Source organism: Pseudomonas syringae (genome assembly GCF_002157375.1).
Taxonomy (GTDB): domain Bacteria; phylum Pseudomonadota; class Gammaproteobacteria; order Pseudomonadales; family Pseudomonadaceae; genus Aquipseudomonas; species Aquipseudomonas syringae_T.
In genome coordinates, this window is the sequence record NZ_MTSA01000004.1 from 327,593 (window position 1) to 353,028 (window position 25,436).

Here is a 25,436-nt window from a genome sequence, read left to right on the forward strand (position 1 = left end):
AATGTTGCTTTTATGTAGTCCCGCTTTTCGAATACTGCCGACCGGATCACCCCGGCAATCGCGCCCGGCCGCTCGCTAACCCCAACGCATCACCACCAACAGCCACACCAGGGAAATCCCTGAAGCGATCCAGATACTCCAGTCAGTCGCGCCGATCACCAGCAAATGCAGGTAGGCGCTTCCCAGAAGCCCAATGAACAAACGGTCGCCACGCGTTGTGGCAATCGGTAGAAAACCTCTGCGCTCAATGCTCGCCGAGCGCAATTCCCACACGGTCATACCCACCAGTAACAACCCGATACTGATGAAAAAAGCTGCAGTCGGCAGTGTCCAGGACATCCACTCCATTTTCTCGACTCCTCAGACACGACCAAGAGCAAAGCCCTTGACCACATGATTGCGAACGAACCAGATCACCAGCATGCCTGGCAGGATGGTCAACACCCCTGCCGCCGCCAGCACCCCCCAATCGATGCCCGATGCCGACACTGTGCGCGTCATCACGGCGGCAATCGGCTTGGCGTTGACCGATGTCAGGGTGCGCGCCAGCAGCAGCTCGACCCACGAGAACATGAAGCAGAAAAATGCCGTTACACCGATTCCCGAGCCAATCAGCGGGATGAAAATCTTCACGAAGAACTTGGGAAAACTGTAACCGTCGATGTAGGCGGTTTCGTCGATTTCCTTGGGAACCCCGGACATGAAGCCCTCCAGAATCCACACCGCCAGCGGAACGTTGAACAGACAATGCGCCAATGCCACGGCGATGTGCGTATCAAACAGCCCGATGGACGAGTACAGCTGGAAAAACGGCAGCAGGAACACCGCCGGTGGCGCCATGCGGTTGGTCAACAACCAGAAGAACAGGTGTTTGTCGCCGAGGAAACGATAGCGTGAAAACGCATAAGCTGCCGGCAATGCGACACTCAGCGAAATCACCGTGTTCAGGCACACGTAATACAGCGAGTTGAGGTAGCCGCTGTACCAGCTCTCGTCGGTGAAGATCACCTTGTAGTTGGCCAGCGTGAAATCCTGCGGCCAGAGCGTCAGGCCACCCAGAATCTCGGTGTTGGTTTTAAACGACATGTTGACCAGCCAGTAGATCGGCACCAGCAGGAACAGCAGGTAAATCCACAGCGGTATGATTTTTCGCAGACTCATGGCCAGCCCCTCAGTTCTTTTCGCTGTGAGTCATGGCGGTGTAGAACACCCATGACACCAACAGAATGATCAGGAAGTACACCAGCGAGAACGCCGCCGCAGGCCCCAGGTCGAACTGACCGAGCGCCATCGTGGTCAGGGTCTGACTGAGGAACGTGGTGGAGTTGCCCGGACCGCCACCGGTCAGCACGAACGGCTCGGTGTAGATCATGAAGCTGTCCATGAAGCGCAGCATCACGGCGATCAGCAGCACACTCTTCATCTTCGGCAACTGAATGTGTCGGAAGATGGCCCATCCAGACGCACGATCGATGCGCGCTGCCTGGTAGTACACATCCGGAATGGCTCGCAGCCCCGAATAGCAGAGCAACGCCACCAGCGAGGTCCAGTGCCAGACATCGATGACCAGTACCGTCACCCAGGCATCTGACGCGTTGGCTGCGTAGTTGTAATTGATGCCCAGCACGTTGTTGAGCGTGTAGCCCAGCAGACCGATGTCACCACGGCCGAATATCTGCCAGATGGTGCCGACCACGTTCCATGGAATCAGCAGCGGAATGGTCATCACGATCAGGCACAACGACGACCAGCGACCTTTGGTGGGCATGGTCAGGGCGATGGCGATACCCAGTGGAATCTCGATCAGCAGTACGCAGCCCGAATAAATGAACTGGCGCAGCAGCGAATCGTGCAGTCGCGGGTCCTGCAGCACCTGCCTGAACCAGTCGGTGCCGACGAAGTAACGGCTGGACTGATCGAAAATGTCCTGCACCGAATAGTTGACCACCGTCATCATCGGGATGATGGCGCTGAATGCCACCAGCAGAAATACCGGCATCACCAGCCACCAGGCCTTGTTGCTCTGCACCTTACGCATGGGGCACCTCACTGGTCGGGCCGGCTTCAAGCAGGTAATCGTCGGCATACAGCATCAGCCATTGCCCCGGAAAGCTGATCCAGGCCTGACCTTGCGGCACTGGCTTGTCTTCCTGCAGGCGAACTTTCAGCAGTTGTCCGGCCAGTTTCAGGGTAATGATCTTGTAGGTGCCCAGGTCTTCGACGTAGGTCACGTCAGCGCACATTGCCTCTTCGTAAGGCCCGTCCCAGACGTGAACGAACTCGGGGCGAATGCCGACTTTCAGGCTTTTCCACGCGGTGTCGGCGAGCTTTTGCTGCAATGACTCAGGCAGCGGCAGGTGAATGTCGGCAAAACCGACACCGCCCGGCTGAGGCGTGACATCGATGAGGTTCATGCCCGGGCTGCCGATGAAATAACCGACAAAGGTGTGGGAAGGCTTTTCGAACAGCTCCCGAGGCGTACCGAACTGCACAATCTGACCGCCGTACATCACCGCAATCTTGTCAGCGAAGGTTGATGCCTCCAACTGATCGTGGGTGACGTAGACCATCGTGATGTTGAATTGCTCGTGAATCTGCTTGAGCTTGCGGCGCAGCTTCCACTTCAAGTGCGGGTCGATGACAGTCAGGGGCTCATCAAAGAGAATCGCCGAAACGTCATCGCGTACCAGGCCGCGACCCATCGAAACTTTCTGTTTTTCGTCGGCGCTCAGGTTGCGCGCCTTCTTTTTCAGCAGCGGTTGCAGGTCCAGTACATCGGCAATTTCGTTGACCTTGGTGAGAATTCTCGCCTCGTCCATGCCCTGATTGCGCAATGGGAAGGCCAGATTATCGAACACCGTCATGGTGTCGTAGATCACTGGAAACTGGAAAACCTGGGCGATGTTGCGACGTTCCGGGGGCAGCTCGTTGACGACCTTGGAGTCGAACAGCACCTGCCCCTGAGACGGGCTGAGCAAACCCGAAATGATATTGAGCAGCGTAGACTTGCCACACCCGGACGGGCCGAGCAGCGCATACGCCCCGCCCTGCTCCCAGATGTGGCTCATTTCCCGAATCGCATAATCGTCCGGACCGGGTTTGGCGCTGTAACTGTGCGCCAGGTTCTGCAAGCGGATCTCGGCCATCAGGCAACCCTCGCCATACGCAGGCCCGGCGCCTGAATCAGGCCGCCCTGCTGATCGAATACAAATAGTTTATGGGTCGGGATGTACACGCGAATCGACGCGTCAACGTCGTAGGCATGCACGCCTGGCAGATGCAGGACCAGCGAAAACAGCTCGTTGCGCACGTGCAGGAAGGTTTCCGAGCCACTGATTTCAGCCAGTTCGACCGTCACGGCCAGTTCCAGATCGTCATCGTTGGAAGGCACCAGACTCAGATGGCTGGGGCGCACCCCGAAGCGGTATTCGCCATCGCCGACTGCGCGCAGATCGGCGTTAAGCGGAAAATGCACGAAGTTGGCAAAGCTGACTTCATTGCCCTCGATGCGCCCCGGCATCAGGTTGATGGGCGGCTCGGAGAACAATTCGGCGGCCAGCACCGTGGCGGGCTGGTGGTAGACCTCAGGGGTCTTGCCGCTCTGCACCACTCGTCCTTCATGCAAAATGGTGGTGGTGCCACCCAGCGCCAGCGCCTCATTGGGTTCAGTGGTGGCGTAGATCGCGATGGTGTGGCGGGCCGCGAACAGCTCGCGCATTTCCTGACGCAGCTCTTCACGCAATTTGTAATCGAGGTTCACCAGAGGCTCGTCGAACAGGATCAGCTCGGCATCCTTGACCAGCGCTCTGGCCATCGCGGTGCGCTGCTGCTGTCCGCCGGACAACTCAAGGGGGTGGCGTTGCAGAAACTTCTCGATGCGCAGCATCTTCGCGGTTTCCTGCACGCGGCTGTGGATCACCTCTTTGGAAAGGCCCGCCTGACGCAGGGGCGATGCGATGTTTTCGAACACCGTCATGCTGGGGTAGTTGATGAACTGCTGATAAACCATCGAAACGTTGCGCAGGCGAACCGGCCGCTGCGTGACATCGACCCCGTTCATCAGCACGCGCCCGCTGTCAGGCTTGTCCAGCCCGGCCATGAGGCGCATCAGGCTGGTCTTGCCGGACAAGGTTCGCCCCAGCAAAACGTTGAATGATCCCGGCTCAAAGCTCAGGGAAGCGTCGTCGATCCAGATCTGGCCGTCGACCGCGCGACTGACATGCTCCAGCGTGAGTGACATGGCGTGCCCTTTTGTTGTTTTTTTCGTAAGGGTGAATGCGTGACTGATTGGAGATAGCGACATTCGTGCCAGGTCAGCGAAACGCGTGACGAAGCCCGAAGCAGAGCCTTCGCCCGCATTTACAGGGGATGTACGGGACGCCGGCCACTTCGTAGCTGAACAAAAATGAACGGTAAATAATGAACAACTGAACAAAATGAACATTGACTTTGAACAGTTCTGAACGACACTGGACAAACGTTGCGGGCAAGGATGGTCACGCCGACGGGACCTAAAAACAAAAACAACATGTCACATTCGCAGGCATCCTCATGTCTCAATCCAGCGTTTCGCTTGCTCACGATCTCATCATTCAGGATTCATGGACCCGCTGCCGGGACTTCGGTCTCAGCCATCAGACGCGCCCATCGTTCGGCCAACTGCCGGGCGCCGAGGTATCCCGTCTGCTGGAGCGCCATCACGCCCTGGTGCAGACCACTCACCAAGAGGTGCTGCCGGTCTACGAAAACATTCTCAGCAATTCGAATTGCCTGATCATGCTGGCAGACACTCATAGCCAATTGCTCAAGTCCTGGGGCACTCAACGCTTCGTCGAGCCTTCACAGACCCAAGGCTTCATGGCCGGAGCCAGCTGGAGCGAACGCGGCACCGGCACCAATGCCATCGGCACTGCGCTGGCCTGCGAGCAGGCGATTCACATCGAGCCGGATGAACACTTCCTCAAGGCCAATCGCTTCATGACCGGTTCTGCGTCGCCGATCTTCGATGCCGACCGGCGCATCATTGCCGTGCTGGATGTGTCCAGCGACAGCTTCCTGCCGCCCTCGCACACGCTTGGCATGGTCAAGATGATGAGTCAGTCCGTAGAGAACCGCCTGATCCTGGATCAGTTTCGCGATACGCATTTCCAGCTGATTTTCAACACCGGCCTGAACAACCTCGACAGCCAGTGGGCGGGTCTGCTGATTTTTGATGAGAGTGGCCGGATTCTTTGCGCCAACCGGCGTGCCGACAATTTGCTGGGCGTCAGGTTGTCGGGGGTCAATATCGAAACGCTGTTCAAATGCCCGATCCTGCAATTGCTCAGTGAAACCGAGGCGCGCCCGTTTGCGTTGCATGCGCTCGGCAATAACCGCTTTCAATGTTTGCTCAAGCGGCCGACCCGCAAGCCCTTGAAGCTGCACAGCGTCCAGCCTGTCCAGGCGCCGACAGCTCCGCGAAACCTTGACCTTGATGCGATCAGCCTGGGCGATGCGAAAGTCGAGAAAGCCGTGCTTCAGGCGCAACGCCTGCTGGAAAAAGACATTCCGCTGTTGATACACGGTGAAACCGGCGTCGGCAAAGAAGTATTCGTCAAAGCGCTGCACCAAGCCAGCTCCAGGACAGGTCAGCCGTTTATTGCGGTCAATTGCGCGGCGATCCCGGCCGATCTGGTCGAGGCCGAGCTGTTCGGTTATGAGAAAGGCGCGTTCACCGGTGCCAACCAGAAAGGCAGCATCGGCCTGATTCGCAAGGCCGACAAAGGCACCTTGTTTCTCGACGAGGTCGGCGACATGCCCATGCCGGTGCAAGCGCGCCTGCTGCGTGTGCTGCAAGAACGCTGCGTTCAACCGCTGGGCAGCAGCGAGCTGTACCCGGTGGACATACGGCTGATTTCCGCCACCCATCGCAGCCTGCGCGAGCAGGTCCAGGCGGGGCATTTTCGTCAGGATCTTTATTACCGGATCAGCGGCCTGAGCATCGAGCTGCCGCCGCTGCGCGAACGCACTGACAAACACGCCTTGATCCAGCGCATCTGGGAGCGGCACCGTGAAACTCATCAGCGTGCGGGGTTCTCCAGAGAGGTGCTTGAGCTGTTTGAGCACCACGCCTGGCCAGGCAACCTTCGTCAGCTCAACAGCGTGATTCAGGTGGCACTGGCGCTGGCGGATGAGCAGCCGATCAGCGCCGAGCACCTGCCGGAAGACTTTTTGCTTGATGCGAGCATGGATGAGGAATACCGGGAGCCTGCAAAAACACAAGAACCCATGCGCCTCGCCTCGAAGGAAGACCTGAACCAATTGTTTCAAGCAGCGGGCGGGAATATTTCACAACTGGCAAAACGCCTTGGGGTCAGCCGCAATACGCTGTACAAACGGTTGAGGGAGCAGCGGATTGTTTAGTTGTTGACGCTCGCCAGACCGGACATCGAGGATCGGACGCAGAGCGTCCAGAACAGCATGCCCACGCGGAGCATGGGCACAATAGTCTTCCAGTTCCCGCGCTCCGCGTGGGCATGCATTTCGTGACGTTCCGCGTCACCCCATGCAAGCCAATGCGGAGCCCAGGCTGCCTGACTTGATCAGTCCGCCAGACGCCAGGTCGTACAGCCCTTGCCGTCTTCCAGCAGCACGCCCATCGCCGTGATCTGGTCACGGATCCGGTCGGATTCGGCCCAGTCTTTGGCTGCACGCGCTGCCAGACGCGCCTGAATCAGCGCTTCCACTTCAGCCGCATCGACCCGCCCTTCGGCGCCTGCGCGCAAAAAGTCATCGGCTTCAAGCTGCAGAACACCCAGCACGCTGGCCAGTTCCTTCAAACGCGCCGCCAGACCCGCCGCTGCCGCAACATCCGAATCGCGCAGGCGGTTGATTTCGCGCACCATCTCGAACAGCACCGCGCAGGCTTCAGGCGTACCGAAGTCGTCATTCATGGCGGTGCTGAAACGCTCGACAAACGCTTCGCCCCCTGCTGGCTCTGCAACCGGCAGGCCTTTGAGCGCGTGATAGAAGCGCTCCAGTGCCGCCTTCGACTCGCGCAGGCTGTCTTCGGAATAGTTGATCGCGCTGCGGTAGTGGCTCGACACCAACAGGTAACGCACCACTTCCGGGTGGTATTTTTCCAGCACGTCGCGAATGGTGAAGAAGTTGTTCAGGGACTTGGACATCTTCTCGCCATTGATGCGAATCATGCCGCAGTGCAACCAGGCATTGGCGTAGGTCTTGCCGGTGGCCGCCTCGCTCTGGGCGATTTCGTTTTCATGGTGCGGGAACTCGAGGTCGCTGCCGCCGCCATGAATATCGAAGGTGTCACCCAGGCAGCAGGTGGACATCACCGAGCATTCGATATGCCAGCCTGGCCGGCCGGCGCCCCACGGAGACTCCCAGCTCGGCTCGCCGGGCTTGACGCCCTTCCAGAGCACGAAGTCCAGAGGATCTTCCTTGGACTCGTCCACTTCGATACGCGCGCCGATGCGCAGGTCTTCGATCTTCTTGCGCGACAGCTTGCCGTAACCCTGAAACTTGCCGACCCGGTAGTACACGTCGCCGTTACCCGGCGCATAGGCATAGCCTTTGTCGATCAGGGTCTGGATCATCGCGTGCATGCCAGGAATATGGTCAGTGGCGCGCGGTTCCATGTCCGGCTTGAGGATGTTGAGGCGAGCCTCGTCCTCGTGCATGGCGTCGATCATGCGTGCGGTCAGCGCGTCAAACGACTCGCCGTTATCCCGCGCACGATTGATGATTTTGTCGTCAATGTCGGTGATGTTGCGCACATAGGTCAGTTCATAGCCGCTGAAACGCAACCAGCGGGTCACGAGATCGAACGCGACCATGCTGCGGCCATGCCCAAGGTGGCAGTAGTCGTACACGGTCATCCCGCAGACGTACATGCGCACCTTGTTGCCATCCAGCGGCTTGAAGACTTCTTTGCTCTTGGTGAGCGTGTTGTAGATAGAAAGCACTGGCTCCCCCTCAAACGTACAGCATCAGGTCCAGGAATCCCGCAGCGTTACCGTGCGGTTGAAGACTGGTTGACCGGGTTTCGAGTCTTTGATGTCCGCGCAGAAATAACCTTCGCGTTCGAACTGGAAACGGTCTTCCGGTTGCGCTTGCCCCAATGAAGGCTCGGCACGACAACCGGTCAGTACTTGCAGGGAATCCGGATTGATGTTGTCCAGGAAACTCGCACTGTCTTCGGCCTTTTCAGGGTTAGGGGAACGGAACAGGCGATCATACAGACGCACTTCGCATTCAACGCTTTCTGCCGCTGGCACCCAATGCACGACACCCTTGACCTTACGGCCTTCCGGGTTCTTGCCCAGCGTGTCCGGGTCATACGAGCAGCGCAGCTCGACGATGTTGCCATCCGCATCCTTGATCGCCTCGTCGGCACGAATCACGTAGCTGCCACGCAAGCGCACTTCGCCGTTCGGCTCCAGACGCTTGTAACCCTTCGGTGGCTCTTCCATGTAATCGTCGCGGTCGATGTAGATTTCCCGCGAAAACGGCAGCTCGCGCATGCCCAGGTCTTCCTTCGGATGACGTGGCAATTCCAGCTTCTCGACCTGACCTTCCGGGTAATTGGTGATCACGACTTTCAGCGGTCGCAGCACGCACATGGCACGCGGCGCGCTGTGGTCCAGGTCATCACGAATGCTGAATTCGAGCATGCCGAAATCGACCACGCCGTCGGAGCGGTTGGTGCCGATCATTTCGCAGAAGTTGCGAATCGATTTGGGCGTGTAGCCACGGCGGCGAAAGCCCGACAGCGTCGACATGCGCGGATCATCCCAACCGTTGACGTGTTTCTCGTCAACCAGTTGCTTGAGCTTGCGCTTGCTGGTGATGGTGTAGTTGAGGTTCAGCCGCGAGAACTCGTACTGGCGCGGTTTGCACGGCACCGGCAGGTTGTCGAGGAACCAGTCATACAGCGGACGATGGCTTTCGAACTCGAGGGTGCAGATCGAATGGGTGATCCCTTCGATGGCATCCGACTGACCGTGGGTAAAGTCATAGATCGGGTAGATGCACCATTTGTCACCGGTCTGGTGGTGATGTGCATGGCGAATGCGGTAGATGATCGGGTCACGCAGGTTCATGTTCGGCGAGGCCATGTCGATTTTGGCGCGCAGTACACGAGCACCGTCTTCGAACTCACCCGCTTTCATGCGGGCGAACAGGTCGATGTTTTCCTCGACGCTGCGCTCGCGAAACGGGCTGTTCTTGCCCGGCTCGGTCAGGGTGCCGCGGTATTCACGTGCCTGCTCGGGGGTCAGGTCATCCACATAGGCCTTGCCCGCCTTGATCAGCTCAACCGCCCAGTCGTGCAATTGATCGAAATACTGAGAGGCGTAGCGCACTTCACCGGCCCACTCGAAGCCCAGCCATTTGACGTCACTCATGATGGCATCGATGTATTCCTGGTCTTCCTTGGCCGGGTTGGTGTCGTCGAAACGCAGGTGCGTATCGCCACCAAACTCCTGGGCCAGACCGAAATTCACGCAGATCGACTTGGCGTGGCCAATGTGCAGGTAACCGTTGGGCTCCGGCGGGAAGCGCGTGATGATTTTGCTGTGCTTGCCCGAATCCAGGTCGGCCTGCACGATCGGACGCAGAAAATTGGTCGGTACGGCTGGGCCTGCCTTTGAATGGGCAGCGGGTTCTAGAGTGGGCTTGCTCATAAGATCCTTGGGCATACGTGCGCGGCCAGGGTAGGCCGACTAAATCAAAGCGCTTATCATAGCCGAAGCTGTCAAGTCCCTGACAACAGACTGCGCATTTGAAGCCATAAAAGCTGCAAAAGCGCTGAAAAATGTAACCTCGTCTGTAAACTGCGCGTCAGGGTCATACTGTGCCCACTCATGCATGACTAGAGAGCGACTTTCCACATGTCCAAAGTAAAGCTGACCACCAACCACGGCGACATCGTTCTGCAACTGAACGCAGAAAAGGCGCCACTGACTGTAGCCAACTTCATCGAGTACGTTAAAGCTGGCCACTACGACAACACGATTTTCCACCGTGTCATCGGTAACTTCATGGTTCAGGGCGGCGGTTTCGAGCCTGGCATGAAAGAAAAGAAAGACAAGCGTCCGAGCATTCAGAACGAAGCCGACAACGGCTTGCCGAACAATAAGTACAGCGTTGCCATGGCCCGTACCATGGAGCCGCATTCGGCCTCTGCGCAGTTCTTCATCAACGTGGCTGACAACTCCTTCCTGAACCACTCTGCCAAGACCACTCAGGGCTGGGGCTACGCAGTGTTCGCGGAAGTGATCGAAGGCACCGAGTTTGTCGACAAGATCAAGGGCGTCGCGACCACCAGCAAAGCGGGTCACCAGGACGTTCCGAGCGAAGACGTGATCATCGAGAAAGCCGAGATCATTGAGTGATACTGCTGATCTCCGATCTGCACCTTGAACAGGAGCGCCCGGACATTACCCGGGCGTTTCTTGATCTCCTTGCGGGTCGCGCCCGCACGGCCGAGGCGCTGTACATCCTCGGGGATTTTTTTGAAGTCTGGATCGGTGACGATGCAATGTCGCCGTTCCAGCTTTCGATCTGCAAAGCCCTGCGCGACTTGAGCGACAGCGGCACACGAATTTTTCTGATGCACGGCAACCGTGACTTCATGATCGGCAAGGGTTTCTGCAAAGCAGCGGGCTGCACCCTGCTGAGCGACCCCAGCGTCGTGTCGTTGAACGGAGAGCCTGTGCTGCTGATGCACGGCGACAGCCTGTGTACCCGTGACGAAGGCTATATCCGGATGCGCCGTTACCTGCGCCATCCGTTGACGCTGTTCATACTGCGTCACCTGCCGTTGAGCACTCGCCACAAGCTGGCGCGCAAGCTGCGCAACGAAAGCCGTGCCAAAACCAGCATGAAAGCCAATGACATCGTTGACGTGACCCCGGAGGAAGTGCCGAGAATCATGCAGCAGTTCGGCGTTCGCACGCTGATCCACGGGCATACTCACCGCCCGGCGATCCACAAATTGCAGATTGGCGACCAGTCGGCCAAACGTATCGTGCTGGGTGACTGGGACCGTCAGGGCTGGACGTTGCAGGTCGACGAACAGGGCATGAGTCTGAGTTCATTCGATTTTGTGCCGGAGAAGGTAGCGTTGCTTAACTGATGGCTCGAAAACCGGGCTTTGATGATTATCGTCCTTCGCTCCGCGTTAGACACAAATCTGACTGACTATCGTGCCGATGCTCCGCGTCGGCATGCCGTTCTGGACGCTCTGCGTCTTCTTTTGTGGCGCTGCGCGTCGCACAGCGGTTCTGCGATGGCAGTGATGGTTGTTTACGGTTTGACTATCGTGCCGATGCTCCGCGTCGGCATGCCGTTCTGGACGCTCTGCGTCCTCTTTTGTGGCGCTCAGCGTCGCACAGCGGTTCTGCGATGACAGTGATGGTTGTTTACGGCTCAAGGCACCTTTTCGCCCCTCGGCGACTCACTTTGAAGGGGCCAAAGTGAGCAAAGCCCCTGGCTCCGTTTCCGGCCCGACTTCGTCGGGTTCCTTCGTCCTGACACTGATCCGGGGGTCGCTGCAACGGGCCATCCATGGCCCGGTGCAGCTAACTCGGCGTCCTACCGAGTTCCCCCCGGATCAGCGCCAGGACTCAGCCGTCACTGACGTCGCAATCTGTGTCGTCAGTGCTATCGCGAAAAAACACATCTAAAGCAGTTAGAGCAGTTAGAGCAGTCACAAACTGCATGCCAGCGCAGTGATACGAAAGACACACATCAATGCCCTCCCCCCGCCGCTGGCCCAGCCTTGGCGGCGAACGGGGGTTTGGCCAGCCAGACCAGCAGGATCAGGCCTGCGAACACCCAGCCCAGCAGATAGAAGTAATCCACCGTGGACATCATGTAAGCCTGGGCGTTGAGGGTCTGTTCCAGTTGCGCGTACGCCTGCGGGCTGGCACCGCCCAGGCTGTCGAGGGCGTGGCGGGTGGCCGGGTCGAAGGTGCTGATGTTTTCACTCAGGTAGGCATGGTGCTGGTTGGCGCGGCGGATCCAGATCCAGGTGGTCAGCGACGCCGCGAAGCTTCCGCCCAGGGTCCGCAGGAAGGTCGCCAGCCCCGAGCCGTCGGCAATCTGGTCAGGTGGCAGGTCCGACAACAGGATGGTCAGGGTCGGCATGAAGAACAGTGCCACACCGATGCCCATGAACAGTTGCACCATCGCCACATGCTCGAAATCCACGTCGGTGTTGAAGCCGGCACGCATGAAGCAACTCAGCCCCATGGCCAGAAACGCCAGCCCCGCCAGCAGGCGCAGGTCGAATTTGTGCGCGTATTTGCCGACAAAGGGCGACATCAGCACCGGCAGGATGCCGATGGGCGCCACCGCCAGGCCGGCCCAGGTGGCGGTGTAGCCCATCTGGGTCTGCAGCCATTGCGGCAATATCAGGTTGATGCCGAAGAAACCGGAATAGCCGCCGATCATGACCAGCGTACCAACACGGAAGTTACGGTAGGCAAACAGCCTCAGGTTGACGATGGGATGCTTGTCGGTCATTTCCCAGATCACGAAGATGGTCAGCGCGACCAGCGAAATCATTGAGCCGAACAGGATGAAGTTGGACTCGAACCAGTCCAGGTCATTGCCCTTGTCGAGCACGATCTGCAGCGCACCTACGCCCACAATCAACGCCAGCAGGCCGATGTAGTCCAGCGGCTGACGTGCCGTGCTGACCGGCCGCTTGGCCATCTGCGTACGCACCACCAGCACCGCGAACAGACCGATGGGGATATTGATGAAGAAGATCCACGGCCAACTGTAACTGTCAGTGATCCAGCCGCCCAGAATCGGCCCGGCAATAGGCGCAACCACCGTCACCATCGCCAGCAATGCCAGTGCCATCCCCCTCTTCGCAGGCGGATAAACCGCGATCAGCAGGGTCTGGCTCATCGGATAAAGCGGCCCGGCTACCATGCCCTGCAACGCCCGGAAACCTACGAGCTCCGGCATCGATTGGGAAATGCCGCAAAGAAACGACGCCATCACGAACAGAATGGTGGCCCACAGGAACAGCTTGACCTCACCGAAGCGGCGGCTCAGCCAACCGGTCAGCGGCAAGGCAATCGCGTTACTGACGGCGAACGAGGTAATGACCCAGGTACTCTGCTCCGAACTCACCCCCAGGTTGCCGGCGATGGTCGGCAGCGCCACGTTGGCAATGGTGGTGTCGAGCACCTGCATGAACGTTGCCAGCGACAGGCCGATGGTACACAGCAGCAAGCTGGGCGGCGTAAAAGAAGCGGGGGCATTGTTGCTCATCGCAAATCCCTGAAAACAAGTGCGGCACCCCGACCAACGGGTCGGGGTTCACGGATTGGCGGTTCAGCGCTGCGCGGCAGTCTTGCCGCCGGAAGCACTGTTCTCGTGAATCAGGCGAGTGATCAGCGCGTCGGCGTCGGCCAGTTGCTCGGCATACACCTGAGTGCTGAACGCGGCCTGTTTGCGCGGTTGCTGCGCCAGCACCGGGCCGCTCTGATCGTGCAGATTGACCTCGACCGTGGTCGACAGACCGATGCGCAACGGATGCCGCGCCAGCTCTTCAGGGTTGATGTGTACCCGCACCGGCACACGCTGGACGATCTTGATCCAGTTACCGGTTGCGTTCTGAGCCGGCAACAGCGCGAAGGCACTGCCGGTGCCGGCGCCCAGGCTGTCGATGGTGCCGCTGTACTTCACATCGCTGCCGTACAGGTCAGAGCTGATTTCCACCGGCTGACCGATGCGCATCTTGCCCAGTTGGGTTTCCTTGAAGTTGGCATCGATCCACAACTGATCCAGCGGGATGACCGCCATCGTCGCAGTGCCTGGCTGAATACGCTGCCCCAATTGCACGGTGCGCTTGGCCACGTAACCGGTCACCGGCGCCACCAGCGTGGAGCGCGCGTTGGCCAGAAAGGCCTGACGCAATTGGGCAGCAGCGGCCTTGACGTCCGGGTGCGAGGAAACAACGGTATCGTCGACCAGTGCCACGCTGGTGCTCAGCTGTTGCTGAAGGTTGTTCAAGGCACTCTGCGCGCTGGTCAGGCTGTCTCTGGCATGGGACAGCTCTTCCTGAGAAATCGCGCCCCCTGCTGCCAGGCCGCGGCGACGGTTGTAGTTGTCCTGGGCGGTTTGCACAGCAGCGCGTTGCGCGGCGATCTGTGCTTTCAGCCCGTCGACGTTGCTGTAAAGACCACGCACCTGACGCACGACCTTGCCCAGATTGGCCTCGGCGCTCTGCAGCGACACCTCGGCGTCGCTAGGGTCGAACTTGAGCAGCACCTGCCCTTCCTGCACCAGATCGCCATCATCGGCACCAATACTGATGACGGTCCCGGTAACCAGCGGCGTGATCTCGACCACATTACCGTTGACGTAAGCGTCGTCGGTCTCTTCGCTCCATTGGCCGTAGATCTCGTACCAGGCCCAGATGCCAAGCCCGCAAAGCACGACAATGATCGCAAGCCCGATCAGCAGAAACTTGCGTTTGCCAGGGCTCGCGTCTTTCTTTTGCGACGGTTCGGATGTGTTTTCGGTGGCGGCAGTGGCCATGACGATTACCTTGTAGTCAGCGACGGCGGGGCAGTTGCCAGGGCCTGTTCAGGACCGCAGGCGGTGAGCAGGCTCACCCTGTCGTAACGTTCAGCTGTTGGCTTTGGGATTGAAACTCAAACGAGTGAGCGTGATGTGATCATCAGCGGCCACCAGCACCTTGGTGAGAATCCGTTGCAGGGTCGCAACCTCCTCCGCATCCAGTGCGGCGAAGGTGTCGTTCATGGCATCGGCACCGATCTGCGGCAACAGGTCGGACAGCTTCTGCCCTTGCGCGGTCAGCGCGAGACGAACCTGACGACGGTCCGTGGCCGACCGCGCGCGCACGACCAGCCCCTTCTGCTCCAGACGATCCAGCATGCGGGTCATCGAACCGCTGTCCAGCGACAGGTGCCGACACAACTCCACCGGCGTATCGCTGGAGAACTGGGAAATGATGATCAGCACCTTGAACTGCGCAAATGTCACGTCATAAGGCAGCAGGTACTTGTCCAGCATGCGGTCTTTCAGCGCATTGGTGCGGCCGACCAGCAGCCCGATCAGGCTGGAATCAATATTTTCGGGGCTAAAATGTTTCAAGGGCTCACCGAGATAGCTGCCTAGGCAGTGATTACAAAATATTACTGCCTAGGCAGCCGTTGTCAAAGCATTTATTAGCTTGCTTACTAAAAGCCCATAAAAAAACGACCGCTGGTGAGGCGGTCGTTTTTTGGAAGCGTTAAAAGCCTCAGGCGGCAGCAGGCACGCCACTGTGAAAGCGGAACTCCTCGTCCGGGCTTTCGATCAGCTCGCGCTCGGCCAGACGGATCTCCTCGATCTTGGCATCGACATCGGCCTTGTCACCGTAGCTGTAAGCAAGCTTCAGGTAATCCTGAAAATGCCGTGCTTCTGACTTCAACAGGCCGCCGTAGAATTTGGCCAGCTCTTCGTCCAGGTGCGGCACCAGCGCGGCAAAGCGTTCGCAGGAACGGGCCTCGACGATGGCACCGACAATCAAGGCGTCGGTCAACCGGTACGGGTTGTGATTGCGCACCAACTTGCGCAGCGCTCCGGCATAGCGCGCCGAACTGATGTTGGCCATGGGAATCTGGCGCTTGCGGATGATGCTGATCACCTGTTCGAAATGGCGCAGTTCTTCACGGGCCAGACGCGACATCTTGCTCAGCAGGTCGAATTTGTCGTTGTACTGGAACATGAACTGAAACGCTGCACCGGCCGCCTTCTTTTCGTTGTTCGCATGGTCGATCAACAGGATATCCAGGTTGCGCAACGCAGCCTGAACCCAGCTGTCGGGCGTGCGGCAGAGCAGAAAGGCTTCGATTTCAGGGATCGGGTACATAAGCTCACAAGGTGACGGAGAGACAAGGCCCGGCATTATACGAGCAGCACCGAAGGCTCGCGACACAAATACAGGGCCGCACTGTCAGGCGCCGAAAGCATCCTTTAGAAAACCCGGCGCGATGTAGCGCTGATAATGCGCCTCGGACAGCAAGAAGAATTCGCGATCAATCGCGTCGCGCAGCTCGGGCAACGTCCAGTCGCGGAACTCGGGCAACAGCACAAAGCCGTAGGCCTCGACCTGACTGATGACCCGCGCACCGCGCGCGATCAACTGGTAGGCCCAGCAGTACTCGGACTGATGCGGCACGAAACGGATCTTGCGCTGGGTGAGCTGCATGCGCAGCTTGTCGACATCGAAGACTTCAAGCTTGGCGGTCATGACCTGGACCAGCAATTGCTCCAGGCGCAGCCAGACGGCTCTTTTTTCGTCTTCGTTATAGCCGTTCCAGTGGATGACCTCGTGATGGAACCGCTTGCAGCCACGGCACACCAGATCCCCGTAAACAGTGGAGCAAAGGCCGACGCAGGGGGTTTTGATGATGTAATCGGGCATGGCAGGCAGGACTGGGGAAGGCGAAACAGACGCGTATGTTAGCCCTTTGTCTAAGCAAGTTCACCCTCGAAGATGTAGGGGTTAACTTACCTTTAACGAAGTTTTGGCGTAGAATCAGCGAGCCTTTTAAGGCGCCAATGTCCGTTGGAAGCTGTTTTCAAAGCGTCACGAGCACAGTCAGGTTAACCCCGCAGCGCGGCGTCGACAGGCAATTCCCTCATCACGAATGGCCGTGTCGACCGCTCATCCCCCCGTCCTGCAGGCGTAAAACTTTGAAAACAGCTTCTGTTAGGAATCGCCGACACCCTGCCAACAAGGTTCAATAAGCCTTGCGTGGGCGCGGACGATTTCTGGATGAGCGTCCCGGACACCCATTTGGGACCACTGATGAGGGTTAATACTGTGCTTGAAGCCTACCGTAAACACATCGAAGAGCGTGCCGCCCAGGGCATCGTGCCCCAGCCGCTTAACGCCGAGCAAACCGCAGGCCTGGTCGAGCTGCTGAAAAATCCCCCGGCGGGCGAAGAAGCTTTCCTTGTCGACCTGATCACCAATCGCATTCCACCGGGCGTTGACGAAGCGGCCTACGTCAAAGCCGGTTTCCTGTCTGCCCTGGCCAAGGGCGAAGCCACTTCTCCCCTGATCGACAAGAAGCGTGCAACCGAGCTGTTGGGCACCATGCAGGGCGGCTACAACATCGTCACGCTGGTCGAGCTGCTGGATGACGCTACGCTGGCCCCGGTCGCGGCCGAACAACTCAAGCACACCTTGCTGATGTTCGACGCATTCCACGATGTCGCCGAAAAAGCCAAAAACGGCAACGCTCACGCCAAGGCTGTCGTTCAGTCCTGGGCTGACGGCGAGTGGTTCAAGAAGCGCCCGACCCTGGCCGACAAGATCAGCCTGCGTGTCTTCAAGGTCACTGGCGAAACCAACACCGATGACCTGTCCCCGGCACCTGATGCCTGGTCGCGTCCCGACATCCCGCTGCACGCCCTCGCCATGCTGAAAATGGCCCGTGACGGCATCGTTCCGGACGTACAGGGCTCCATCGGCCCAATGAAGCAGATCGAAGAAATGCGCGGCCAGGGCTTCCCTATCGCCTACGTCGGTGACGTGGTCGGTACAGGTTCGTCGCGTAAATCGGCCACCAACTCGGTATTGTGGTTCTTCGGCGACGACGTTCCTTACGTGCCGAACAAGCGTGCCGGTGGTTTCTGCTTCGGCACCAAGATCGCTCCGATCTTCTATAACACTATGGAAGATGCTGGCGCTCTGCCAATCGAATTCGATGTCTCGAACATCAACATGGGCGACGTGATCGACGTCTACCCGTACGAAGGCAAGGTCTGCAAGCACGACAGCGACGAAGTCATCACCACCTTCGAAATGAAGACTCCGGTGCTGCTCGACGAAGTCCGCGCTGGCGGCCGTATTCCGTTGATCATCGGCCGTGGCCTGACCAGCAAGGCTCGCGCCGAGCTGGGCCTGCCTGCCTTTGACCTGTTCAAGACGCCAGACCAGCCAGCCGAAAGCACCAAGGGTTTCACCCTGGCGCAGAAGATGGTCGGCAAGGCCTGCGGCGTAGCAGGTATCCGTCCGGGCACCTACTGCGAGCCGAAAATGACCACCGTCGGTTCCCAGGACACCACTGGCCCGATGACTCGCGACGAACTGAAAGACCTGGCATGCCTGGGTTTCTCGACCGATCTGGTCATGCAGTCGTTCTGCCACACCGCAGCCTACCCGAAGCCGATCGACGTCAAGACGCACCACACGCTGCCTGACTTCATCATGACCCGTGGCGGCGTATCGCTGCGTCCGGGCGACGGCATCATCCACAGCTGGCTGAACCGCATGCTGCTGCCAGACACGGTCGGCACCGGTGGCGATTCGCACACCCGCTTCCCGATCGGCATCTCCTTCCCGGCCGGTTCCGGCCTGGTAGCGTTTGCTGCAGCCACCGGCGTCATGCCGCTGGACATGCCCGAATCGATCCTGGTTCGCTTCAAAGGCAAGATGCAGCCTGGCATCACCCTGCGCGACCTGGTTCACGCCATTCCTTACTACGCGATTCAGGCTGGCCTGCTGACCGTAGAAAAGAAAGGCAAGAAAAACGCATTCTCCGGTCGCATTCTGGAAATCGAAGGCCTCGACAACCTGAGCATCGAACAGGCTTTCGAGCTGTCCGATGCGTCGGCCGAGCGTTCGGCTGCCGGCTGCACCATCAAGCTGGCCAAAGAGCCGATCATCGAATACCTGAACTCGAACATCACCCTGCTGCGCTGGATGATCGAACAGGGCTACGGTGATCCGCGCACGCTGGAACGTCGTGCTCAGGCGATGGAAGCCTGGGTCGCCAATCCGGAACTGCTGGAAGCCGACAAGGACGCCGAATACGCCGAAATCATCGAAATCGATCTGGCCGACGTCAAAGAGCCTGTGCTCTGCGCGCCGAACGACCCGGACGATGCCCGCCTGCTGTCTTCGGTACAAGGCGAGAAGATCGACGAAGTGTTCATCGGTTCCTGCATGACCAACATCGGCCACTTCCGCGCTGCGGGCAAGTTGCTGGACAAGGTCAAGGGTCAGTTGCCAACGCGTCTGTGGCTGTCGCCGCCGACCAAGATGGATGCTCATCAGCTGACTGAAGAAGGCTACTACGGCATCTACGGCAAGGCTGGCGCACGCATGGAAATGCCGGGCTGCTCGCTGTGCATGGGTAACCAGGCACGCGTCGAACCGAACGCCACCGTGGTGTCGACGTCGACCCGTAACTTCCCGAACCGTCTGGGTGACGGCGCGAACGTCTACCTGGCCTCGGCCGAGCTGGCGTCCGTCGCTTCGATTCTGGGTCGCCTGCCGACCGTCGAAGAGTACATGGGCTACGCCAACCAGATCGACACGATGGCAGCGGACGTGTACCGCTACCTGAGCTTCGATCAGATCGCCGAGTTCCGTGAAGCCGCTGCAAACGCCAACATCCCGGCGCTGCAAGTGTAATCACAGCGCGACGCGTCAAAGGAACCCCATCTTCGTGATGGGGTTTTTTTTGCGCTCAAGTAACCCGTACCTGTATTTTTCACATTCGCATGGCTATAGTGGCAGCCCTTGTTGGGGAGTAGCCTGCTCTTGACTCCGGTCACTGAGCGTTCGCATCAACATTCTCGGCTGCATGCCGTGGTGCGGACACCTTCTGGTTGGCGAGACCAACGATGCATCCATGCCTAAAGTCGGGCGTGTGGTTGCGTCGTTGACTCATAGCCCGACTGGATATAACCGTGAACCCGATTTCCCTCCTCTTTCTCGCGCTTGCCATGTCCACGGACGCCTTTGCTGCGGCCCTTGGTAAAGGAGCAAGCCTGCATAAACCGCGCTTTATCGAAGCGCTGCGTACAGGCCTGATTTTCGGTGCTATCGAGACCATTACCCCGGTCATCGGCTGGGGCATCGGTCAGGTAGCGGCTCGTTTTGCAGAAAGCTGGGACCACTGGATCGCGTTCACACTGCTGCTGGTGCTCGGCCTGCACATGATCTACAACGGCCTCAAGCAGGACGAGGACGACGGGCAGGAAAAACCTGGCTCGCACTCCTTCTGGATCCTCGCCGTCACCGCGTTCGCCACCAGTATCGATGCCCTGGCGGTCGGCGTAGGCCTGGCGTTTGTCGACGTCAACATCATGGTGGCGGCCCTGGCGATCGGCCTGGCGACTACCGTCATGGTCACCCTCGGCGTGATGCTGGGCCGCGTGCTCGGGACGATGGTTGGCAAACGTGCCGAGATCATTGGCGGCATCGTGCTGATCATCGTCGGTGCAACCATCCTCTATGAACACCTGTCGGCAGCCTGATGCCCGACGGCGCATAAAAAACCCGCATCTTTCGATGCGGGTTTTTCATGAGTACAGCCTGTTACAGACCGGTCAATCCATCACACCGTGAGGGCTTGCCCGCTCATGGCCAGGTCCAGCAGCTCACGGTTGGCAACGGCATACATGGCGTAGTCCGTGCCGCTGGCAGCACGCAACTCGACCAGCATGGCACGCCAGCGCTCGACCATCAGCGAGTGCTGCTCAAGCCACAGGGCCAGACGCGCGTCGATTTCCGATGGGCCGTCGGCCATTTGCAGGACCGAAACGGTGATCGCCCGTTGCTGCCAGTCGACATCGTCACGGAACGCTTCGCGCGCCAATGCCTGCCAGTTGTTTTCCACCGGCAGGCTGCTGATCTGCTGCAAGTACCAGGTGATGTCCAGCGCGCTGCCTACGGCGAAGTAGGCCTTGGCCACGTCGGCAGCATTCTGCCCGGTGACGTCGGAAGCTTCGATGATCGGCAGCAGCGTGTACAGGTGAGTCGTACCGGCAACCATGCGCGCCAGCAATTCCGGCACACCGGCTTCGACGTAAGCCTGATAACGCGTCTGCCAGACTTCACGGGTCGGACCTTCCAGCAGTTCGTCCAGCTTGAGGCCCAGTGCGGCGAGGTGCGGACCGAAGTGCGCCACGTCACGACCGGCATCCAGCTCGTTGCGACGGCTGCGCAGGAACCAGCGAGTGGCACGACGCCCCAGACGCATCAGCTCGTCCATCAACGCCAGCTGAATTTCAGCCGGCACCTTGTAGTCCAGCGCCTCGATCTGACGGAACCAGTGCGGCAAGTGGAAGATGTCACGCACGATCACGTAAGCACCTGCCACCGCCGCAGCGCTCATGCCGGTGGACTCCTTGAGCCGCTGCACAAAGGTGATGCCCATGTGGTTCACCAGATCGTTGGCGATCTGGGTGCTGACGATCTCGCGCTTCAGACGATGCCCACGCATGGCGGTGGAAAACCGGGCGCCCAGCGAAGGCGGGAACGCGGTTTCCATGTCACGCGCCAGGTAGTCGTCATCCGGCACACGGGATTCCAGCAGCGCTTCCTTGAGGTCGATCTTGCTGTAGGAGATCAACACCGACAGCTCGGCACGTGTCAGGCCCTGGCTGGCCGCCACGCGTTCGGCAATCTGATCTTCGGCAGGCAGGAACTCGATAGCGCGGTCGAGCTTGCCACGCGCCTCGAGGTCGTTCATCAGGCGCTTGTATTCGGCAATCCGGTCGTATGCCCGGCGTGCAGCCAGCGACAGCGCCTGAGTCTGCTTGTAGTTGTTGCCCAGTACCAGATGGCCCACTTCGTCGGTCATGCTTTCGAGCAGCTGGTTACGCTGCTTTTCGGTCATGTCACCGGCCTGAACCACTTCGTTGAGCAGGATCTTGATGTTCACTTCGTGGTCGGAGCAATCCACGCCACCGGCGTTGTCGATGAAGTCAGTGTTGGTCGCGCCGCCGTTCAGGCCAAACTCGACACGGCCCAGTTGGGTCATGCCCAGGTTGCCACCCTCGCCCACCACCTTGCAACGCAGCTCGTTACCGTCGACGCGCAACGCGTCGTTGGCCTTGTCGCCTACATCGGCATGCGACTCTTCGCTGGACTTCACGTACGTACCGATGCCGCCGTTCCACAACAGATCGACGGGCGCCTTGAGCAGCGCGTTCAGCAGTTCGGTCGGGGTCAGCTTGTCGGCCTTGATGTCGAAGCGCGCCTTCATCTGTTCGGTGATGGCGATGCTCTTGAGGCTGCGGGGGAAGATACCGCCGCCGGCAGACATGATGCTGGTGTCGTAATCGGTCCAGGACGAACGCGGCAGATTGAACAGGCGCTCGCGCTCGGCGAAGCTGGTGGCCGGGTCCGGGTTCGGGTCGATGAAGATATGCAGGTGGTTGAACGCCGCCACCAGTTGCAGCTTGTCAGACATCAGCAGGCCATTGCCGAATACGTCACCGGCCATGTCGCCGATGCCGATCACACTGACGCTGTCCTGCTGGACATTGATGTCGCGCTCGCGGAAGTGGCGCTGCACGCCGACCCACGCGCCTTTCGCGGTGATGCCCATCTTCTTGTGATCGTAACCGGCCGAACCACCGGACGCGAACGCGTCACCCAGCCAGAAGCCGTAGTCGATGGCAATGCCGTTGGCGATGTCGGAGAACGTCGCGGTGCCCTTGTCGGCAGCCACCACCAGGTACGGGTCATCGTCATCGTGGCGAACCACATTGACCGGCGGCACCAGCACGCCTTCCTTGAGGTTGTCGGTGATGTCCAGCAGCCCGGAAATAAAGATGCGGTAGCAGGCGATTGCTTCTGCCTGCACCTCGTCGCGGTTGCCGGTGGTCGGCAAACGACGCGGCACGAAGCCGCCCTTGGCGCCCACCGGCACGATGACCGAGTTCTTCACTTGCTGGGCTTTTACCAGCCCCAGCACTTCGGTGCGGAAATCTTCTTCACGGTCCGACCAGCGCAGGCCGCCACGGGCCACATTGCCGAAGCGCAGATGCACGCCTTCAACACGCGGCGAGTAGACAAAAATCTCGAACTTGGGTACGGGTTTTGGCAGCTCGGGAATCAGGCGCGGATTGAACTTGAAGCTGAAGTAGCTCTTGCTCTGACCGTTGGCATCCGACTGGTAGAAGTTGGTCCGCAACGTGGCCTTGATCAGGTCCAGGTAACGACGCAGGATGCGGTCTTCGTTGAGCACCTGAACATCGTCCAGAGCAGTCAGAATGGCCTGTTCCAGGCGCAGTTGCTTGTCGTCCAGGTCGTCGGAACCCAGCTTGCGTGCCAGATAGAAACGGGTCTTGAACAGCCGCGTCAGCTCGCGAGCGATGTCGGTGTGGTTGTTCAGGGTCGTAGCGATGTAGCCCAGATCGAAGCCCAGACGAATCTGCTTCAGGTAGCGCGCATACGCACGCAGCAGCGCCACATCGCGCCACGGCAAGCCGGCAGTCAGCACCAGACGGTTGAACGCATCGTTTTCGGCATCGCCGCGCACGATGTGGACGAACGCGTCCTGCAGGGTGTCATTGAGCTGCTGGATGTCGAGGTTCAGACCTTCGCCGTAGGTAAACGCGAAATCATGAATCCAGAACTCACGACCGTTGGCGTGGTGCAGGCGGTACGGGAACTCGCCCAACACACGCAGGCCGAGGTTTTCAAGAATCGGCAGCACGTCGGACAGCGCCAGCGGCGTGTCGGCGTGATACAGCTTGCAATGCAATTGCTGACGGCCACCGGCCAGAGGCTGATAGAAGCTCATGACCAGTGGGTTGGTTTCGCTCAGGCTCAGCACGTGCTGCATGTCGACCACCGCCGAATGCGCCGCAAAGCGCTCGCGATAGCCGGCCGGGAAGCCTTTCGGGAAGTCGGCCAGCACGTTGGTGCCTTGCGCCTCGCCGAAGCTTTCTACGACCAGACTGGCGTAATCGTCCTTCCATGAACGGCAGGCCTGAATGACTTCGTTTTCCAGCTGGGCAACGTCGATATCCAGATTGACCTTCGGGTCGACCCGCAGAATCAACTGCACCCGCGCCAGCACCGATTCGGAGAAGAACGTCCAGAACTCACAGTCGCTGGCCTTCAGACGGTCCATCAGGACCTGCTGGATCTTCTGTCGCACTTCGGTGGAGTACACGTCACGCGGCACGTAAGCCAGGCAGTAGCAGAAACGGCCGTACGGGTCCTTGCGCAGGAACACGCGAATCTTGTTGCGCTCCTGAATCTGCACGATGGACATGACGGTGGTGAACAGCTCGTCCACCGGCGTCTGGAACAGGTCGTCGCGTGGCAACACTTCGACCACCTGCGCCAGTTCCTTGCCCAGGTGCGCCTTGGCATCGAAGCCGGAACGACGCTCGACTTCCGCCACCTTGCGACGGATGTACGGGATCTGCCGCACGCTCTCGCCATACACCGACGAGGTGTACAGGCCCATGAAGCGACATTCCTTGACGACCTTGCCGGAGGCGTCGATCTGGCGGATCGACACGTAATCCGGGTACGCCGGACGATGCACACGGCTCGGATGCGCAGCCTTGGCGAACGACAGCAGCACCGGCTCCTGCAGGTATTTCACTGCATAGTCTTCGATGTGCAGGTCTTCGTGGCTCAGCCCCGGGCGCAGCAGTCGGGTCAGGCCCAGGAATGAGGATTCGTCGTACACCAGCTGACCGCCATTGGCGTCAGTGCGCACTTCGAACTCTTCGTAGCCCAGAAAGGTAAAGTGGTTGTCCACCAGCCATTGCAGGAAGACCTTGATCTCGGCCTTTTCTTCGGCATCGGTATTGGATTCGTTGGCATCGATGCTCGCCAGCAAATCATGCAGACGCGCTTTCATCGGCGCAAAATCTTCGACTGCGACCCGCACCTCGCCGAGTACCTGCTCCAGCTCGCGAGCCAGTACATTCAACTCGCTGGCGCTTGCGCAGCGGTCGATCTCCAGGTACATCAGCGATTCCTGCAACACGTCGTCGCCGGTGGTGCCCTTGGGCAGCAGCTCCAGCAGCTCACCGGTGGCGCCACGGCGCACGCTGAGCACGGTGGTTTGCAAGGTATGAATGCTGTAACCGCGACGGTTCAGTTCGGTGCGGACGGAGTCGACCAGAAACGGCAGGTCATGATGCAGCACTTCAACGGCGGTGTGAGTCGATTGCCAGCCGTGGCGCTCGTAATCAGGGTTGTAGACGCGCACCTGCGGGTGAGCGTGTTCGAAACGCTCCAGCAGGCGCCACGCAGACAAGGTGCAGCCTGCCAGGTCGGATAAACGCCGCTGGGTGAGTTCGTCGAGGGAAATGATGCCGAAGAATTGCTCGGCAAACAGCGCCACTTGTGGCAGTGCCTGTTCGCTGATGTGCTGAGCCAGTGCCGCTTGCAGTTGATGCTGGAAGTCGGCCTTGCTGGCTGCGGTGAAGAACGCCATCTGTGGTACTCCGCTTTGGCTTTTATTGGGGAGGCTTGAAGAAGGTGTTGCGACCGGGGTGCCCTCACGTTCAATTGTGCGGATACCGCCTGATCGAGTGTAAAGCTAAAGTACTAACGCCCGCTGTGTCAGAGTAGTCACATTTGAATACCGGATAAAAAAAACTGTACGCGTGGATGACACCGTACACCA

18 protein-coding genes are annotated in these 25,436 nt (G+C 59.3%); 5 read left to right on the plus strand and 13 right to left on the minus strand.

Annotated features, from left to right (window positions below; translation table 11 throughout):
* Positions 1–75: 75 nt before the first annotated feature.
* The 5 genes from BW686_RS06810 to BW686_RS06830 are packed head-to-tail and all read right to left on the minus strand — an operon-like array spanning position 76 to position 4,240.
* Positions 76–348 (minus strand): DUF2160 domain-containing protein, encoded by a 273-nt coding sequence (locus BW686_RS06810; RefSeq protein ID WP_084915580.1) that lies wholly within the window; start codon positions 346–348, stop codon positions 76–78.
* Positions 349–360: 12 nt separating this feature from the next.
* Complete coding sequence (locus tag BW686_RS06815; protein ID WP_003376266.1) at positions 361–1,161, minus strand: carbohydrate ABC transporter permease; 801 nt, start codon at positions 1,159–1,161, stop codon at positions 361–363.
* 10 nt (positions 1,162–1,171) lie between these two features.
* Entirely contained in the window at positions 1,172–2,038 is an 867-nt protein-coding gene (locus BW686_RS06820; RefSeq protein ID WP_084915581.1) for a carbohydrate ABC transporter permease, read from the minus strand.
* On the minus strand, positions 2,031–3,146 hold the full coding sequence (locus BW686_RS06825) for an ABC transporter ATP-binding protein (protein ID WP_084915582.1): 1,116 nt from the start codon (positions 3,144–3,146) through the stop codon (positions 2,031–2,033). The genes BW686_RS06820 and BW686_RS06825 overlap by 8 nt, the downstream gene beginning before the upstream one ends.
* The gene (locus BW686_RS06830) at positions 3,146–4,240 is read right to left on the minus strand and encodes an ABC transporter ATP-binding protein (RefSeq protein WP_084915583.1); all 1,095 of its coding nucleotides are present in this window, start codon (positions 4,238–4,240) and stop codon (positions 3,146–3,148) included. The genes BW686_RS06825 and BW686_RS06830 overlap by 1 nt, the downstream gene beginning before the upstream one ends.
* 311 nt (positions 4,241–4,551) lie before the next feature.
* Here BW686_RS06830 and BW686_RS06835 point away from each other — a divergent pair, with 311 nt between their 5' ends.
* Positions 4,552–6,402 (plus strand): sigma-54-dependent Fis family transcriptional regulator, encoded by a 1,851-nt coding sequence (locus tag BW686_RS06835; RefSeq protein WP_084915584.1) that lies wholly within the window; start codon positions 4,552–4,554, stop codon positions 6,400–6,402.
* 179 nt (positions 6,403–6,581) lie between these two features.
* On the opposite strand, the gene cysS is transcribed toward BW686_RS06835, so the two are convergent.
* Both cysS and BW686_RS06845 read right to left on the minus strand, forming a co-directional pair.
* Positions 6,582–7,964 (minus strand): cysteine--tRNA ligase, encoded by a 1,383-nt coding sequence (gene cysS, locus BW686_RS06840; protein ID WP_084915585.1) that lies wholly within the window; start codon positions 7,962–7,964, stop codon positions 6,582–6,584.
* Between the two features lie 24 nt (positions 7,965–7,988).
* Complete coding sequence (locus BW686_RS06845) at positions 7,989–9,683, minus strand: glutamine--tRNA ligase/YqeY domain fusion protein (RefSeq protein WP_084915586.1); 1,695 nt, start codon at positions 9,681–9,683, stop codon at positions 7,989–7,991.
* Positions 9,684–9,890: 207 nt separating this feature from the next.
* On the opposite strand from BW686_RS06845, the gene BW686_RS06850 reads away from it, so the two are divergent.
* Both BW686_RS06850 and lpxH read left to right on the plus strand, forming a co-directional pair.
* On the plus strand, positions 9,891–10,394 hold the full coding sequence (locus BW686_RS06850; RefSeq protein WP_084915587.1) for a peptidylprolyl isomerase: 504 nt from the start codon (positions 9,891–9,893) through the stop codon (positions 10,392–10,394).
* A complete protein-coding gene (gene lpxH / locus BW686_RS06855; protein WP_084915588.1) occupies positions 10,391–11,137 on the plus strand; it encodes a UDP-2,3-diacylglucosamine diphosphatase in 747 nt (248 codons plus the stop codon). Before BW686_RS06850 ends, lpxH begins: the two co-directional genes overlap by 4 nt.
* A 614-nt stretch (positions 11,138–11,751) precedes the next feature.
* Here lpxH and BW686_RS06865 read toward each other — a convergent pair.
* The 5 genes from BW686_RS06865 to BW686_RS06885 all read right to left on the minus strand — a co-directional run bounded on the left by BW686_RS06865 (position 11,752) and on the right by BW686_RS06885 (position 16,456).
* Positions 11,752–13,290, minus strand: a complete 1,539-nt coding sequence (locus BW686_RS06865; protein WP_084915589.1) for a DHA2 family efflux MFS transporter permease subunit — start codon at positions 13,288–13,290, stop codon at positions 11,752–11,754.
* 63 nt (positions 13,291–13,353) lie between these two features.
* Positions 13,354–14,562: an HlyD family efflux transporter periplasmic adaptor subunit gene (locus tag BW686_RS06870; protein WP_084915590.1), complete on the minus strand. Its 1,209-nt coding sequence runs from the start codon at positions 14,560–14,562 to the stop codon at positions 13,354–13,356.
* A gap of 90 nt (positions 14,563–14,652) precedes the next feature.
* A complete protein-coding gene (locus BW686_RS06875) occupies positions 14,653–15,141 on the minus strand; it encodes a MarR family winged helix-turn-helix transcriptional regulator (protein WP_084915591.1) in 489 nt (162 codons plus the stop codon).
* Between the two features lie 148 nt (positions 15,142–15,289).
* Positions 15,290–15,901, minus strand: coding sequence for a tRNA-(ms[2]io[6]A)-hydroxylase (locus BW686_RS06880; RefSeq protein ID WP_003390687.1), 612 nt, complete (start codon positions 15,899–15,901; stop codon positions 15,290–15,292).
* A gap of 84 nt (positions 15,902–15,985) precedes the next feature.
* Positions 15,986–16,456: a DUF1289 domain-containing protein gene (locus BW686_RS06885; protein ID WP_084915592.1), complete on the minus strand. Its 471-nt coding sequence runs from the start codon at positions 16,454–16,456 to the stop codon at positions 15,986–15,988.
* A gap of 402 nt (positions 16,457–16,858) precedes the next feature.
* On the opposite strand from BW686_RS06885, the gene acnB reads away from it, so the two are divergent.
* Together acnB and mntP are read left to right on the plus strand one after the other, a co-directional pair.
* Positions 16,859–19,459 (plus strand): bifunctional aconitate hydratase 2/2-methylisocitrate dehydratase, encoded by a 2,601-nt coding sequence (gene acnB / locus BW686_RS06890; RefSeq protein WP_084915593.1) that lies wholly within the window; start codon positions 16,859–16,861, stop codon positions 19,457–19,459.
* A gap of 278 nt (positions 19,460–19,737) precedes the next feature.
* Positions 19,738–20,307, plus strand: a complete 570-nt coding sequence (gene mntP / locus BW686_RS06895) for a manganese efflux pump MntP (RefSeq protein ID WP_084915594.1) — start codon at positions 19,738–19,740, stop codon at positions 20,305–20,307.
* Between the two features lie 80 nt (positions 20,308–20,387).
* Here the strand turns inward: mntP and BW686_RS06900 are convergent, their stop codons facing one another.
* A complete protein-coding gene (locus BW686_RS06900) occupies positions 20,388–25,244 on the minus strand; it encodes an NAD-glutamate dehydrogenase (RefSeq protein ID WP_084915595.1) in 4,857 nt (1,618 codons plus the stop codon).
* Positions 25,245–25,436: the final 192 nt, after the last annotated feature.

What these genes read in the sequence shown, in the direction of transcription:
- BW686_RS06850 (WP_084915587.1), top strand. Translation starts at nt 9,891, where the DNA reads ATGTCCAAAGTAAAGCTGACCACCAACCACGGCGACATCGTTCTGCAA.
- BW686_RS06810 (WP_084915580.1), bottom strand. Translation starts at nt 348, where the DNA reads ATGGAGTGGATGTCCTGGACACTGCCGACTGCAGCTTTTTTCATCAGT.
- BW686_RS06870 (WP_084915590.1), bottom strand. Translation starts at nt 14,562, where the DNA reads ATGGCCACTGCCGCCACCGAAAACACATCCGAACCGTCGCAAAAGAAA.
- BW686_RS06865 (WP_084915589.1), bottom strand. Translation starts at nt 13,290, where the DNA reads ATGAGCAACAATGCCCCCGCTTCTTTTACGCCGCCCAGCTTGCTGCTG.
- BW686_RS06880 (WP_003390687.1), bottom strand. Translation starts at nt 15,901, where the DNA reads ATGTACCCGATCCCTGAAATCGAAGCCTTTCTGCTCTGCCGCACGCCC.
- BW686_RS06845 (WP_084915586.1), bottom strand. Translation starts at nt 9,683, where the DNA reads ATGAGCAAGCCCACTCTAGAACCCGCTGCCCATTCAAAGGCAGGCCCA.
- BW686_RS06825 (WP_084915582.1), bottom strand. Translation starts at nt 3,146, where the DNA reads ATGGCCGAGATCCGCTTGCAGAACCTGGCGCACAGTTACAGCGCCAAA.
- BW686_RS06820 (WP_084915581.1), bottom strand. Translation starts at nt 2,038, where the DNA reads ATGCGTAAGGTGCAGAGCAACAAGGCCTGGTGGCTGGTGATGCCGGTA.
- BW686_RS06815 (WP_003376266.1), bottom strand. Translation starts at nt 1,161, where the DNA reads ATGAGTCTGCGAAAAATCATACCGCTGTGGATTTACCTGCTGTTCCTG.
- BW686_RS06900 (WP_084915595.1), bottom strand. Translation starts at nt 25,244, where the DNA reads ATGGCGTTCTTCACCGCAGCCAGCAAGGCCGACTTCCAGCATCAACTG.
- BW686_RS06835 (WP_084915584.1), top strand. Translation starts at nt 4,552, where the DNA reads ATGTCTCAATCCAGCGTTTCGCTTGCTCACGATCTCATCATTCAGGAT.
- BW686_RS06885 (WP_084915592.1), bottom strand. Translation starts at nt 16,456, where the DNA reads ATGCCCGATTACATCATCAAAACCCCCTGCGTCGGCCTTTGCTCCACT.
- BW686_RS06830 (WP_084915583.1), bottom strand. Translation starts at nt 4,240, where the DNA reads ATGTCACTCACGCTGGAGCATGTCAGTCGCGCGGTCGACGGCCAGATC.